The following is a 14,097-nucleotide window of genomic DNA, read 5'->3' on the forward strand; positions in this document are numbered from 1 at the left end:
TATCTCCGGGAGATTTAAAATTTCCGATCTAACACAAATTTACTATCTAATTGATAATAAATAATATTAAAATGCTGGATTTTTTTCTCCAGAAAATAAATTACCTCTTCAAGTTGTTCTTTGGATATTTCTTCTGCCTTTATTTTGAAGCCTTTATTGAGATAACTTCCAAAGTAGAATCCGTCTTTCAGAACTTCAATCTCATGATCGGACGTTTTCTTAAAGTTGGGATTTTCCAGATCTCTTTTGGATAAGGCATTAATCAGTTTATGTTTCCCTAAATGATTGGTGACAATTCCCCATGAATAAATAGGAAGAGGCACTTCAATTTTTTTGATAGGGTAGTCTTCCATTTTTGAAAGGTAGCTTTTCAGAATGTTGACATCCAGAATAGAATTCTTATCAGAATTTTCCAGAGGTGATGAAGTGGAGTAGCACATCAGATATACTTTTTCCACAGGAGGAATCCCGGCCTGTTTTTTATCTTTCACCTGATGAAGGCGAAGGGTGCAGGTAATTTCTTTTCCCGAAACTCTTTTGAGTTCTTTCAGGAATTTAAAATAATCATTCCGTGTTCCGGCAGTCCAGTCGCAGTCGATTTGGATTTCATTGTTTGTTTTCAGTTGATATTCTTTCGCTTTCTTTTGAATTAAAAGATGAATACTTTCAGCCAGAAACCTGATCTCTTCTGCAGAAATACCCAGCAATGTCTGATTGGTAATGAAAACTGTTGGAACAATCTGTTTATCTGTCTGAAAACTCTGGTCTTTAGTAATAATTGCTACCGGTTGAAATTTTCCGTTCACTTTATCTACATCAAAGAATCTTGTGTATAAATAAGGAACTGTAGCCTTGTCTAATGCTTTCTTCTCCTCGCCGTCAAGTTTTAATTTGGTTTTCCAGTAATAAAACGTATAAGGATGATTTTCTTTCCTGTTGCATGATACAATAAGAAGTAGGAGAAATATAAATAGAAATTTTAAATTTTTCATTGAGATAAATCGCTTTTCAAAAATAAAGATATTTAAGCAGAATATTAACCGTAAAAACCCGGTGATTGGCATTTCACTACAACAAGAAAACCACCCCAGATGGAGTGGCTCTCTCTATATACAATTTTAACTACTTGTAAAGTTCACTTTCACACTTACACGTGTCTTTATTAACACTCTCACTGGATGAACAGCAGTCCTCAAGGTGTAGAATATTTCCTCTTTCATCGGTAAGGTAGATTTTATCTTTGTCAAATTTCACCAAAAAATTCTCTTCGTATTTCTTGAAAACTACTTTCATTACTTTATTAGGAGCATACTTTCCGGCATTTATTTCTTCTTTTGTTTCTTCTCCGCTGGCCTGATTCACCTGGACATATCCAAAATGAACATCACCGTTATTTTTGATATCCACATAATAATGGGGAGTTCCGGTGCCACTGTATCCTTTCATAATATCAAAGCTTCTGTGTCCGGTAAAAGGAACTTTCACCTGCTGAGCTAAAGTGAAAATGCTGATGCACAGAATCATTAAACTGAAAATCTTTTTCATACATATTTTTTTCAAAAGTAAATATATTTAAGCAAAGCGACCACCGTAAAAACACGGTTATTGTATGGTTTTTTTACAGAGTATTTTTAAGCATTCTCCTTTTTAAGCCGAGGTGTAATAAAAACCACCCCAAAAGGAGTGGCTTTTCTATAATTTAGCTAAAATCAGATTAAAAAACAGTTGCTGCAAGTTGGATTCTTGCATATTTATTGGACGGATTCCACATGGCCATCATAGAGACAGGAAGGCTGTAATGATCGGTAATCTTAACTACTTTTCCAGCTTTTACTCCTACATTCACGATGTCAAAGCTGTTTTTGCCATTGCTATATAAAAATGTTTTGTCATTGAGCGCAAATCCTGCTCCTACAAATGCATCCAGATTCACTTTCTCTCCCTTAATGACAGGATAGCTTGCCTGTACATAAGTAGAGTATCTGTTCTTTTTGTAGGTTCCATCAGCTTCCAGAATAACTTCTCCTGCGTTAGCCCCACCATACAGCATGATATCAGCCTCAATATTGATCGGGAATGAAGGACCGAAAGTATAGTTTGTTCTTAAATCAATGATATGGGCAGTCCTTCTCTGCGAATAGCTGAAGATATCATCAGCAGCCACTGCAGTATTGATGTTTCGGGAGTTGTAAAGATCCCATAATCCAATATAAAAACGTCCGTTGGAATATTGAACATAATAATTGATCTCCTTATAATGAGTGTTGTCCTTATCATCTGCTAATGCAGATGCACCCCAAATTCCTACCTTCCATTTCTTTTCCGCATCTAAGGCATAAGAAAGATTTCCCATTACAACAGGTTTGTCTGTAATAATAAGTCCTCTCCATAAGTGATTGTTCTGAATGTTGGCTGTAAAATCAAGCCTGCCTTCTTTGGTTTCCTTGGTTTCGCCATTTTCCTGTGAAAATAATCTTCCTGTGCCGATGGCAAGAAGGAAGATACCCTTTAAGACTTTTTTCATCATTTGTTTTTATTTTAAAAATCCATATAAAACTGCTGCGATAATAGCTCCTGTAACAGGACCTACTACGGGAATCCAGGCATATCCCCAATCACTGCTTCCTTTTACAGGTAAGATGGCATGCATGATTCTTGGAGCTAGATCTCTTGCAGGGTTGATTGCATATCCTGTAGTACCTCCAAGCGATAATCCTATTACCCATACAAGAAAGGTAACCGGAATAGCCCCTACTGTGCCTAATCCTACTTTTGCGGTTGGATCTGCCTGTAAAGAGATACTCGGATCTGAAAAATGAAAAATAACGAATACCAGAACGAATGTTCCAATGATTTCGCTGATCAGATTAGAAGATGTTTTTCTGATGGCAGGACTTGTACTGAAACAAGCCAGTTTACCCCCTTCATCTTCTGTAATGGCAAAATGATCTTTATTAAATAACCATACCAGAAAAGCACCCAGCATTCCTCCGATCATTTGAGCGGCGATATAAGACGGAACCAGATCCCAGGAAAATTTTCCTGCAGCTGCAAGACCAATAGTTACAGCCGGGTTCAGGTGAGCCCCACTTATTGGCCCGGCAACGGTTACTCCCACGAAAACGGCAAGTGCCCATGCGGTAGTAATAACGATCCATCCGGAATTATTTCCTTTCGTATCTTTCAAGACAACATTGGCTACAACACCGTTGCCTAACAATATAAGAAGCATCGTTCCGATAACTTCTGCAATAAATGGGGTCATATAAGTTTTTTTTATAAGTGAATTAATCTTCTATCCAGCTTTGAGCGCTTTTTACAGCTTTCTTCCAGAAATGGGTCATTTTATCTACTTGCTCCCTGCTCAATTGAGGGTGGAAGTCTTTATCTATAATCCATTGTTCCTGAATTTCATCAATGTTTTTCCAATACCCTACAGCAAGGCCGGCAAGATAAGCTGCTCCTAGTGCTGTTGTTTCAAGTGTTTTAGGTCTCGTAGTTTTGAAACCGAATAGGTCAGACTGTATCTGCATCAGAAGATCACTTGCAGAAGCACCACCGTCTACTCTTAATTCAAGGCTTGCTCTTCCGGAATCTGCTTCCATAGCTTTTACAATCTCATAAACCTGGAATGCTATTCCTTCCAGCGTAGCTCTTGCGATATGTGCGTCAGTAGTACCGCGGGTAATTCCTACAATAGTTCCTCTGGCATATTGATCCCAGTAAGGAGCACCAAGGCCAGTCAATGCAGGAACGAAATATACTCCGCCATTATCTGGCACAGAAGCGGCCAGTTCGTTCACCTGATCTGAAGAATGAATAATTTTAAGACCGTCTCTCAGCCATTGAATGGCTGCACCTCCTACAAATACACTTCCTTCCAGTGCATAGTTCACTTCTCCATTAATTTTCCAGGCTACGGTTGTAAGCAGATTATTTTTAGAAGAAACAGCTTCATTTCCTGTATTCATTAATAAGAAACAGCCTGTTCCGTATGTGTTTTTAACCATTCCCGGAGTAGTGCACATTTGTCCGAATAAAGCAGCCTGCTGGTCGCCCGCAATTCCGGCAATCGGAATTTTGGTAGAGAATAGAGTAGTGGCAGTTTCGCCATATATTTCACTGCTTTGTTTTACTTCAGGAAGAATAGCTTTCGGAATGTTGAATAATTCTAATAAATCATTATCCCATTCCAATGTATGAATATTCAGAAGCATTGTTCTGCTGGCATTGGAAACGTCTGTAATAAACATTTTTCCACGGGTAAGTTTCCATACAAGCCATGTGTCAACCGTTCCGAAACATAATTTTCCTTCTTCCGCCTTTTGTCTTGCTCCTTCTACATTATCAAGAATCCATTTCAGTTTGGTTGCTGAAAAGTAAGCATCCAGAACAAGTCCTGTTTTTTCTTTGATCATTTCTGCGTGCCCCTGTTCTTTCAGTTCATCGCAGTACTTTGAAGTCCTGCGGTCTTGCCATACAATTGCATTGCAGATAGGTTCACCGGTTTCTTTGTCCCAAACGATTGTCGTTTCACGTTGGTTGGTAATACCGATAGCGGCAACTTCCAGTCCGGAGATACCTGCTTTCGCTATAACTTCTGCTGCTACGGAGATTTGTGATGACCAGATTTCGTTAGGATCATGCTCTACCCAGCCCGGGGTGGGGAATATCTGACTGAAATCTTTTTGCGATACATATTTGATTTCTCCGCTGTGATTGAAGAGAATCGCTCTGGAGGAAGTTGTTCCCTGGTCTAGAGCGAGAATTAGTTTTTCATTCATGTATATAATGCTAATTTAGGTTGATAACTTTAGGTGAATAAGGAGTTAATAAATATCCTTTTGCTAATTCAATAAATTCATTTTCCTGCTGCTGAGCCCATTCTTCAGAATATCCTTTTTCTTCAGCAATGATTCTTGCTACGTTATGAGCACTGTCTATAGCAGCTCTTGCATCAAGAAACAGTAAACGTACTCTTCTGGCCAGAATATCCTCAATAGTTTCTGCCATTTCAGCTCTTACAGCCCATACAACTTCTGCTACGGTAAAAGGATGATCCGGGTGAATCTTTTGAGCGTAACGAGGATTGCTTTGCTGTAATGTTTTAATGGCTGGAATATCAGAACCATAAACATACAGGTGATTAGTTCTGTCTACCTGCTCAGGTTTTACATTTCCATGGATGGAAAGGTGTTCTGTTTTAGACGGGCTGTTTCCTAATCTGTGAACTTTCATGGCCTCGTTTACAGTGTCCTCTGCCATTTTACGGTAGGTAGTCCATTTTCCTCCGATGATAGAAACTAATCCTGTTTCTGAAGTAATCACTTTGTGGCTTCGGGAAACCTCTTTTGTACTTTTACTTCCGTCTTTAGGAGCAGCAAGTGGACGAAGGCCGGCGAAAACAGATTTTACGTCTTCACGAGTCGGTTTTTTAGCCAGATATTGTCTTGCGGTATTTAAAACAAAGTTGATTTCTTCTTCCAAAGCACGAGGTTCAAAACTTTCATCCTTTAACAGGGTGTCTGTAGTTCCTACTAATGCTCTGTCATGCCATGGAACAACAAATAGAACTCTGCCGTCCGAGGTTTTGGGAATCATGATGGCATCATCACTTTTCAGGAAGGATTTGTCCAGAACAAGGTGGATTCCCTGGCTTGGTACAACAAGTTTACCGTGCTTAGGGTTGTTCATGTTAAGAATGTCATTCGTAAATACACCGGTGGCGTTGATAACTACTTTACCATGGATCTGATATTGCTGTTTGGAAAACTGATCTTCCGCAACCACACCTATTACTTTATCAGAATCATCTTTCAGAAGGTTGACTACTTTTACATAATTAACAGCACTTCCGCCTTTTTCAATGATAGTTTGGGTAAGATTGACCGCAAGTCTTGCGTCGTCAAATTGTCCATCCTGGTAAACAACACCACTCATTAAATGATTTTGTTCAATAGTAGGAAGCTTTTCAACAGTTTTTGATTTGCTGATATATCTTGTTTTACCTAAACTTAGTTTTCCGGCAAGGAAATCGTAAACAGAAAGCCCTATCTTATAATAGATTCCTCCCCACCATGTATAGTTTGGAATAATGAAAGACTGATTCTTTACGATATGTGCTGCGTTTTTTGCTAGAAGTCCTCTTTCCTTCAATGCTTCTTTTACCAATCCGACATCTCCCTGGGCAAGATATCTTACTCCGCCGTGTACCAATTTGGTACTTCTGCTGGATGTTGCTTTTGCAAAGTCATGAGATTCAAGCAATAATGTCTTGAATCCTCTGCTTACTGCGTCTAATGCTGAACCTAAACCACTGGCTCCTCCTCCTATGACAATAAAGTCCCATTCTTTTACATTGGTTAACTTACTGAGTTCTTCGTTTCGTTTCATAAATGTTTCGTTTATGTTTCGTTTTCAAATATATAAATTAAAAATGAAAGCAAAAAGAAAATAAATGAAATTTTAAGATGTTAAAAAAAATCGGTATTTTTGATGAAACGAATAAAATGGAAAAGTTACTACCAAGGCAGGATGAAATACTGAAAGAGCTTGATGAAAAAGGACATGTACTTGTTCAGGATCTGTGTGAAAAGCTCAATGTTTCTTCGGTTACGATTCGAAAGGATTTGAACAATCTTGAAAGTTTGGGGCTTCTTTTCAGAAATCATGGAGGGGCGAGTAAGCAAGTAAGGTATGCTTATGAAAAAAATGTAGGCGAGAAAGAGAATATTAATGTGGAAGCGAAGCAAGCGATTGCAAAAGCTGCTTTGTCATTAATTCAGGAAAACGACTGTATTATACTGGCGTCCGGAACAACGATGCATTATCTGGCAAGAATGCTGGTGAATTTCGGCCCTCTTACAGTGCTTACATCTTCTTTAAGGGTGGCAATTGAACTTTGTAATAATCCTAACATTAATATTATACAGCTTGGAGGAGAGGTGAGGAAAAGTTCTACGTCTATAGTAGGTTCTATTTCTGAAGGCATCCTTAAACAGTTTTCCTGCAATAAACTTTTTCTGGGAGTAGACGGTATTGATCCTGAATTCGGAATCAGTACTTCCAATGCAGCGGAAGCTCACCTTAATCAGATTATGATGGAATGTGCAGACCAGACGGTTATTCTTGCTGATTCTTCTAAATTAAATAAAAAAGGTTTTGGAAAAATTGCTGCTTTAGACAGTATTGATTATCTTATTACGGACCAAGGGATTTTAGAAGAAGATAGAAACAGTCTCGAAGAAATTGGAGTGAATGTGATTATTTGATGATATTCTGGCTGCAGAAAAGAACAGTGTTCTTTCGTTGGATTGATTTTTTTTAAATGTTTGATGTTTTAGGTGTTTATTTTACAGACATTAGTTTAACATAATAAAATATTTTCAACATTTATGAGGAAATATTTGGTGTTTTGTTTTTTGACTTCTATTTTTGACTTGTTTAATAAACAAAACTAATAACAATGAAAAAAATGTTTTTTATCGCAGCATTAGCTGTTGCGGGTATGGTGAGTGCTAATACCACAGAAATCAAAAAAGATGGTAATGCTGAAAATGCAAAAGAGAAAACTATCTTAGTGGAAAGCAAAAACCAGAAAGGAGTCGCTCAAACTCTTAAAGTGACTTTTAAGCCATACAACTGGGTTACAATCGTGACACCTTGTGGCGAAGTATTCTACCTTGATTATAATGACTATTCTACAACTGATGCTTTCTGGGATGATGTACATCATTTCGCGGCAATAAAGTGTTCGTAATCAGATTAAAAAGAAAAATGTATAGAATCGGTTGCTTCGGGCTTCCGATTCTTTTTATTTATTTATAATATTTAGATATGAAATTCTATTTGGTATTCTGTTTTTTTATAGTGTCCTGGTTTCATGCTCAATTTCGTATTGAAAGTCCGGATTTCTCAATGAAAACATCCACTTACAAGGTGGAAAATTACGATACAAGTTTATATAATGTCTATTATCAGTTCGCTTTTGTTCCGGATGCTGCCCGTAAGGAGGTGAAAAAGGAAGCTGTTTGTGTTCTTCAGATAGGAAAACAGTATTCGAAATTCAATGATGTAAAACAGTTAAGGGTAGATTCTCTCAGTGAGAAATATAGCCGTCAGAAAGAGATTAATGCAAGAGAAATGGAAGCAATGATGAATATAAATGTTGCTTTCCAGCCGGTAATTTTAAAAGATCTTTCAAAAAAGAAACTTATTTATCAGGGAAGGATAAAAGGAATTTATCAGTATCAGGAAGATCAGCCGGAATTTAAATGGAAATTGGAAAAAGAAACTAAGGTCGTTTTAGGATATTCCTGCAAAAAAGCAACAGTAAAATTTGGAGGAAGGGAATATGTCGCATGGTTTACAAGTGGTATTTCATCTAATAACGGACCTTATAAATTTGAAGGTCTTCCGGGGCTTATTCTTGAACTTTCTGATGCAAAGAATGAGTTTCATTTTGTTGCCGTTGGTATTGACAAGAAAAGTCTTCCTATTTATCTTAGAAATGAAGACCGTATTCTAAAGGTGACGAAAGAGAAATACAAAGAAGTTGAAAAAACATATCATGATAATCCTGGATTTTTTCATGGCAAGGCTTATAATACTGATGGAACCCCGATGGTTGTGAAGTCTAAACCTCTTCCTTATAATCCTATTGAACTGGAGTAATCTTTTTTTAATCCTGATTTTATTCCGGGAGTTTTAAAAAATGTGTTTTTTCTGTAATTGATTAAAAATCAAAATATTTTACCCGAAATATTTGTCAGTTATAAAATTATTCATAAATTTGCACACTCATTTTAGGAGCGTAGTATGCCTATATCAAAAGTAGAAATTACTTCAGACTTCCGAAAAATGGGGATAAATAAAGGATAAATTTTATTATAATATAAACAATGTCAGGTATTATTGGTAAAAAAATCGGTATGACATCTTTGTTTAACGAAGAAGGGAAAAACATTCCTTGTACAGTTATTCAAGCTGGTCCATGCTCGATTTTACAGGTCAGAACCTTAGAAAAAGACGGTTATACAGCTGTTCAATTAGGTTTCGATGACAAGAGTGAGAAGAACGTTGGTAAAGCGTTAGCTGGTCATTTTAAAAAGGCTGGTTCTGCTCCTAAAGCTAAATTGGTAGAATTCCACAATGGATTTACTGAAGCAAAAGTAGGAGAGGTAGTAAGTGTTGATCTATTCATCGAAGGTGAGTATGTAGATGTAACAGGAACTTCAAAAGGTAAAGGCTTCCAGGGTGTTGTTAAAAGACACGGATTTGGAGGTGTAATGCAGGCAACTCATGGTCAGCACAACAGACTTAGAGCTCCAGGTTCTATCGGTGCTGGTTCAGACCCTTCAAGAGTATTCAAAGGGATGAGAATGGCTGGAAGAATGGGAGGTGAGCAGGTAACTGTTCAAAACCTTCAAGTGTTAAAAGTTGATCAAGAACAAAATCTTTTAGTAGTAAAAGGTGCTGTTCCGGGAGCTAAAAATTCTTATGTAATTATCAGAAAATGGAACTAGTAGTATTAAATACATCAGGAAAAGAGACCGGAAGAAAAGTAACTCTAGACGAAACAGTATTCGGAATTGAGCCAAATCAGCACGCGGTTTACTTAGAAGTGAAACAGTACCTTGCAGCACAAAGACAAGGAACTCATAAAGCAAAAGAAAGAAGCGAAATTACGGCTTCTACTAAAAAGCTTAAGAAGCAAAAAGGATCAGGATCTGCTAGATATGGTGATATCAAATCTCCAACTTTCAGAGGTGGAGGTAGAGTATTCGGGCCAAAACCAAGAGATTACAGATTCAAATTGAACAAAGCTCTTAAGAGATTAGCTAAAAAATCTGTTTTATCTCAAAAAATGAGAGACAACAGCATTAAAGTTTTAGAAGATTTGAGCTTTGGTGCTCCTAAGACTAAAGATTTTATCAATGTATTAAACGCATTGGAACTTAACGGTAAAAAATCTTTATTCGTTCTTCCTGAAGCTAACAAGAATGTGTATTTATCTTCAAGAAACTTGCCTAAAACTAAAGTAATGAACTTCAACGAGATCAGTTCTTACGATTTAGTAAATGCAGGTGAGATTATTTTCTTCGAAGGTGCAGTTGAAAAATTCCAGGAAAATTTAAAGAAATAAGTCATGTCTATTATTATTAAACCAGTTATTTCAGAAAAGGCTAATTACCTTACAGATTTAAGAGGTTCTTATTCTTTCTTAGTTGAACCTAAGGCGAATAAAATCCAGATTAAAAAAGCTGTTGAAGCAGCTTACGGTGTAAAAGTAGCAGACGTTAACACAATGATTTATGCTCCGAAGGTTTCTTCAAAATACACTAAAAAAGGTCTTCAAGTAGGAAAGACAAACAAATTGAAAAAAGCGGTAATCAAACTTGCTGAAGGTGAGGTTATCGATATTTTTGCTGTAAATTAATTATTAATTATAAATAATAGTAATGTCTGTTAGAAAATTAAAACCTATCACCCCGGGACAGAGATTCAGAATTGTAAACAATTTTGAAGAAATTACTACCAACAAACCAGAGAAATCTCTAACAGTTGGTATTAGTAAGTCAGGTGGACGTAACCAAACTGGTAAAATGACCATGCGTTACACCGGAGGTGGACACAAAAAGAAATACAGAATTATTGACTTCAAAAGAAACAAAGCAAACGTTGAAGCAACTGTAAAAACTGTAGAGTATGATCCAAACAGAACTGCATTTATCGCTTTATTAGAGTATGCTGATGGAGAGAAGAGATATATCATCGCTCCAAACGGTATCAAAGTTGATCAGAAGGTAGTATCAGGAGAAAGCGTTGAACCAAACGTAGGTAACGCAATGAAATTGAAAAACATTCCATTGGGTACTGTAATCTCTTGTGTTGAAATGAAGCCTGGACAAGGTGCAATTTTGGCAAGAAGTGCTGGATCTTCAGCTCAATTAACTTCTAGAGATGGTAAATATGCAATCATCAAATTGCCTTCAGGAGAATCAAGAATGATCCTTACTGAATGTATGGCAATGATTGGATCAGTTTCTAACTCTGACCACCAGTTAACTGTATCAGGTAAGGCTGGTAGAAGCAGATGGTTAGGTAGAAGACCAAGAACAAGAGCTGTTGTAATGAACCCAGTTGATCACCCAATGGGAGGTGGTGAAGGTCGTTCTTCAGGAGGTCACCCAAGATCTAGAAACGGTATGCCTGCTAAAGGTTACAAAACCAGAAAGAAAAATAAAGCGTCTAACCGTCATATCATATCTAAACGTAAATAATTATGGCAAGATCACTTAAAAAAGGACCATTCATTCATCATACTTTAGATAAGAAGGTTCAGACAAATATAGAGTCTGGTAAGAAGACAGTTATCAAAACTTGGTCTAGAGCATCAATGATCTCTCCAGACTTCGTAGGACAAACTATTGCAGTACACAACGGGAAATCTTTTATCCCTGTTTATGTTACAGAAAACATGGTTGGTCACAAGCTAGGCGAATTTTCTCCAACAAGATCTTTCAGAGGTCATGGTGGTAACAAAAACAAAGGAAGCAGATAATCATGGGATCAAGAAAAAGAGAAAGTGCATTAGCACGTAAATTGACAAACCAAGATGTAGTAAAAGCAATACACAATGATTGCCCATCTTCTCCAAGAAAAATGAGATTAGTAGCTGATATCATTAGAGGAGAGCAGGTAGACAAAGCTTTATACATTCTAAAATATTCTAAAAAAGACGCATCTAACAAGTTAGAAAAAGTATTGCTTTCAGCAATGGCTAACTGGCAAACTAAAAACGAAGGTGCTGATATTGAAGAAGCTAATCTTATCGTTAAAGAAATTTTTGTAGACAGTGCAAGACAATTGAAGAGACTAAGACCAGCTCCACAAGGTAGAGGGTATAGAATCAGAAAAAGATCAAACCACATTACATTAATCTTAGGTAAAAAAGAAAATTAATCAAGGTATGGGACAGAAGACAAATCCAATTGGTAATAGATTAGGTATCATCAGAGGTTGGGATTCTAACTGGTTTGGTGGAAACGATTATGGAGACAGAATCGCTGAAGACTACAAAATCAGAAGATACCTTGAGGCTAGATTATCTAAAGGTGGTATTTCAAAAATTTATATTGAAAGAACATTAAAATTAGTAACAGTTACAATCACTACTGCTAGACCGGGACTTATCATCGGTAAAGGAGGTCAGGAAGTTGATAAATTGAAAGAAGAATTGAAGAAACTTACAGGTAAGGATATTCAAATCAATATTTTCGAAATCAAAAGACCTGAATTAGATGCTGTACTAGTTGCTGATAGTATTTCTAAGCAAATTGAAAACAGAATTTCTTACAGAAGAGCTGTTAAAATGGCAATGGCAAGTACTATGAGAATGGGTGCTGAAGGTATCAAAGTTCAAATCTCTGGTAGATTGAACGGAGCTGAAATGGCAAGATCAGAATCTTTCAAAGACGGAAGAATTCCATTGTCAACTTTCAGAGCTGATATTGATTACCACTGGGCAGAAGCTCACACTACTTACGGTAGATTAGGTGTAAAAGTTTGGATTATGAAAGGTGAAGTTTATGGTAAAAGAGAACTTTCCCCACTAGTAGGACAACAGAAAAAAGGAGGTCAGTCAGACAGAGGAAACAGAGGAGGAGACAGAGACAACAGAAGACCTAGAAAAAACAACAACAATAACAATAATAATTAAAATTTTAGATTAGAAATTTTGAATTTTAAATTACCGTTACTTTTTTAAAATTAAAAAAAATCTAAAATCTAAAATCTAAAATCTAAAATTTAGAAATTATGTTACAACCAAAAAGAACCAAATTCCGTAGAGTTCACAAGATGAAGATGAAGGGGAATGCCCAAAGAGGTAGTCAACTTGCTTACGGAACTTTTGGGATCAAAGCAACGGAAGGAGCTTGGATCACTGCAAGACAGATTGAAGCAGCTCGTATCGCTGCGACAAGATATATGAAGAGAGAAGGTCAACTATGGATCAAAATCTTCCCAGATAAGCCAATTACTAAAAAACCAGCGGAAGTACGTATGGGTAAAGGTAAGGGTGCTGTTGAATACTGGGTAGCTGTAGTAAAACCAGGTAAAATTATGTTCGAAATCGGAGGAGTACCTTACGATATCGCTAAGGAAGCTTTAAGACTTGCTGCACAAAAATTACCAGTAGTTACTAAATTCATCGTTGCTAACGATTTTGTTAAACCTCTATAATCTTTGAATACAATGAAAAAAGCTGATATTAAAAATTTAAGCGCGGGTGATATTCAAACTCAATTAACTGAAGCAAAAGCTCAATATTCTAAATTGAAATTGGCTCATGCAATCAGCCCAATTGAAAACCCGATTCAAATCAGAGATTTGAGAAAGACAATCGCAAGACTAAACACTGAGTTAACTAACAAACAATAATTTCATTTTACAATGGATAGAAATTTAAGAAAAGAAAGAATCGGAGTGGTTTCCAGCAATAAAATGGAAAAAACTATTGTTGTTAGTGAAACTACAAGAGTAAAGCACCCGATGTACGGTAAATTCGTTTTGAAAACGAAAAAATATACTGCACACGACGAGAACAACGAATGCACAGAAGGTGATACAGTTCTTATCCAAGAAACTAGACCTTTGAGCAAGAGCAAGAGATGGAGATTAGTAAGAATCATTGAAAAAGCTAAGTAATAATGTTACAAACAGAATCAAGATTAAAAGTTGCTGATAACACAGGTGCAAAAGAAGTACTAGTTATCAGAGTTCTGGGAGGAACCAGAAGAAGATATGCTTCAGTTGGTGATAAAATCGTTGTTACTATCAAGGATTCTACACCATCAGGAAATGCTAAAAAAGGTCAGGTATCTAAAGCTGTAGTAGTAAGAACTAAAAAAGCAGTAAGAAGAAAAGATGGTTCATACATCAAATTCGACGACAATGCTTGTGTATTACTAAACGCAGCGGGAGAAATGAGAGGAACGCGTGTTTTCGGACCAGTTGCTCGTGAGTTGAGAGACAAAGAATATATGAAAATCATTTCATTAGCTCCTGAAGTACTTTAATTTTAAAAATTTTTAA

General features: G+C 36.7%; 20 protein-coding genes. 14 read left to right on the forward strand and 6 right to left on the reverse strand.

The features are described 5' to 3' along the window. Window positions 1-14: 14 nt before the first annotated feature. The 6 genes from LKL37_RS17345 to LKL37_RS17370 all read right to left on the reverse strand — a co-directional run bounded on the left by LKL37_RS17345 (window position 15) and on the right by LKL37_RS17370 (window position 6,393). Window positions 15-992: a hypothetical protein gene (locus LKL37_RS17345; RefSeq protein WP_431611737.1), complete on the reverse strand. Its 978-nt coding sequence runs from the start codon at window positions 990-992 to the stop codon at window positions 15-17. A gap of 130 nt (window positions 993-1,122) precedes the next feature. Next, the gene (locus tag LKL37_RS17350; protein ID WP_431611738.1) at window positions 1,123-1,545 is read right to left on the reverse strand and encodes a hypothetical protein; all 423 of its coding nucleotides are present in this window, start codon (window positions 1,543-1,545) and stop codon (window positions 1,123-1,125) included. A 169-nt stretch (window positions 1,546-1,714) separates the two neighbouring features. Next, a complete protein-coding gene (locus tag LKL37_RS17355) occupies window positions 1,715-2,527 on the reverse strand; it encodes a hypothetical protein (protein ID WP_431611739.1) in 813 nt (270 codons plus the stop codon). Between the two features lie 6 nt (window positions 2,528-2,533). Continuing rightward, window positions 2,534-3,265 (reverse strand): MIP/aquaporin family protein, encoded by a 732-nt coding sequence (locus tag LKL37_RS17360; RefSeq protein ID WP_431611740.1) that lies wholly within the window; start codon window positions 3,263-3,265, stop codon window positions 2,534-2,536. 22 nt (window positions 3,266-3,287) lie between these two features. Next, window positions 3,288-4,784 carry a glycerol kinase GlpK gene (glpK, locus tag LKL37_RS17365; protein WP_431611741.1) on the reverse strand — a complete coding sequence of 499 codons (1,497 nt, stop codon included), beginning with the start codon at window positions 4,782-4,784 and terminating at the stop codon, window positions 3,288-3,290. A gap of 10 nt (window positions 4,785-4,794) precedes the next feature. Further along, window positions 4,795-6,393 carry a glycerol-3-phosphate dehydrogenase/oxidase gene (locus LKL37_RS17370; RefSeq protein WP_431611742.1) on the reverse strand — a complete coding sequence of 533 codons (1,599 nt, stop codon included), beginning with the start codon at window positions 6,391-6,393 and terminating at the stop codon, window positions 4,795-4,797. A gap of 116 nt (window positions 6,394-6,509) precedes the next feature. On the opposite strand from LKL37_RS17370, the gene LKL37_RS17375 reads away from it, so the two are divergent. The 14 genes from LKL37_RS17375 (at window position 6,510) to rplN (ending at window position 14,081) form a co-directional block, all read left to right on the forward strand. Next, the gene (locus LKL37_RS17375) at window positions 6,510-7,271 is read left to right on the forward strand and encodes a DeoR/GlpR family DNA-binding transcription regulator (protein WP_431611743.1); all 762 of its coding nucleotides are present in this window, start codon (window positions 6,510-6,512) and stop codon (window positions 7,269-7,271) included. A 194-nt stretch (window positions 7,272-7,465) separates the two neighbouring features. Next, a complete protein-coding gene (locus LKL37_RS17380) occupies window positions 7,466-7,759 on the forward strand; it encodes a hypothetical protein (protein ID WP_431611744.1) in 294 nt (97 codons plus the stop codon). Window positions 7,760-7,836: 77 nt separating this feature from the next. Next, window positions 7,837-8,673 carry a GLPGLI family protein gene (locus LKL37_RS17385; protein WP_431611745.1) on the forward strand — a complete coding sequence of 279 codons (837 nt, stop codon included), beginning with the start codon at window positions 7,837-7,839 and terminating at the stop codon, window positions 8,671-8,673. A gap of 227 nt (window positions 8,674-8,900) precedes the next feature. Further along, a complete protein-coding gene (rplC, locus tag LKL37_RS17390) occupies window positions 8,901-9,524 on the forward strand; it encodes a 50S ribosomal protein L3 (RefSeq protein WP_431611746.1) in 624 nt (207 codons plus the stop codon). Continuing rightward, window positions 9,515-10,144, forward strand: coding sequence for a 50S ribosomal protein L4 (rplD, locus tag LKL37_RS17395; RefSeq protein ID WP_045491156.1), 630 nt, complete (start codon window positions 9,515-9,517; stop codon window positions 10,142-10,144). The genes rplC and rplD overlap by 10 nt, the downstream gene beginning before the upstream one ends. Window positions 10,145-10,147: 3 nt before the next feature. After that, window positions 10,148-10,438: a 50S ribosomal protein L23 gene (rplW, locus tag LKL37_RS17400; protein WP_047380577.1), complete on the forward strand. Its 291-nt coding sequence runs from the start codon at window positions 10,148-10,150 to the stop codon at window positions 10,436-10,438. A gap of 22 nt (window positions 10,439-10,460) precedes the next feature. Further along, a complete protein-coding gene (rplB, locus tag LKL37_RS17405) occupies window positions 10,461-11,282 on the forward strand; it encodes a 50S ribosomal protein L2 (protein ID WP_047380579.1) in 822 nt (273 codons plus the stop codon). A 2-nt stretch (window positions 11,283-11,284) separates the two neighbouring features. Next, window positions 11,285-11,563, forward strand: coding sequence for a 30S ribosomal protein S19 (rpsS, locus tag LKL37_RS17410; protein WP_034702850.1), 279 nt, complete (start codon window positions 11,285-11,287; stop codon window positions 11,561-11,563). 2 nt (window positions 11,564-11,565) lie between these two features. Next, window positions 11,566-11,964, forward strand: coding sequence for a 50S ribosomal protein L22 (rplV, locus tag LKL37_RS17415; protein ID WP_034694674.1), 399 nt, complete (start codon window positions 11,566-11,568; stop codon window positions 11,962-11,964). A gap of 7 nt (window positions 11,965-11,971) precedes the next feature. Continuing rightward, window positions 11,972-12,721: a 30S ribosomal protein S3 gene (gene rpsC, locus LKL37_RS17420; RefSeq protein ID WP_076353263.1), complete on the forward strand. Its 750-nt coding sequence runs from the start codon at window positions 11,972-11,974 to the stop codon at window positions 12,719-12,721. Window positions 12,722-12,819: 98 nt separating this feature from the next. Next, window positions 12,820-13,245 (forward strand): 50S ribosomal protein L16, encoded by a 426-nt coding sequence (gene rplP, locus LKL37_RS17425; RefSeq protein ID WP_029297776.1) that lies wholly within the window; start codon window positions 12,820-12,822, stop codon window positions 13,243-13,245. Between the two features lie 12 nt (window positions 13,246-13,257). After that, the gene (gene rpmC / locus LKL37_RS17430) at window positions 13,258-13,443 is read left to right on the forward strand and encodes a 50S ribosomal protein L29 (RefSeq protein WP_115973411.1); all 186 of its coding nucleotides are present in this window, start codon (window positions 13,258-13,260) and stop codon (window positions 13,441-13,443) included. 12 nt (window positions 13,444-13,455) lie between these two features. Next, window positions 13,456-13,710 carry a 30S ribosomal protein S17 gene (gene rpsQ, locus LKL37_RS17435; protein ID WP_027371715.1) on the forward strand — a complete coding sequence of 85 codons (255 nt, stop codon included), beginning with the start codon at window positions 13,456-13,458 and terminating at the stop codon, window positions 13,708-13,710. A 2-nt stretch (window positions 13,711-13,712) separates the two neighbouring features. Continuing rightward, window positions 13,713-14,081 (forward strand): 50S ribosomal protein L14, encoded by a 369-nt coding sequence (rplN, locus tag LKL37_RS17440; RefSeq protein WP_002983226.1) that lies wholly within the window; start codon window positions 13,713-13,715, stop codon window positions 14,079-14,081. Window positions 14,082-14,097: the final 16 nt, after the last annotated feature.

The organism is Chryseobacterium sp. 'Rf worker isolate 10', assembly GCF_050753305.1.
In the GTDB taxonomy this organism is placed as follows: Bacteria; Bacteroidota; Bacteroidia; order Flavobacteriales; family Weeksellaceae; genus Chryseobacterium.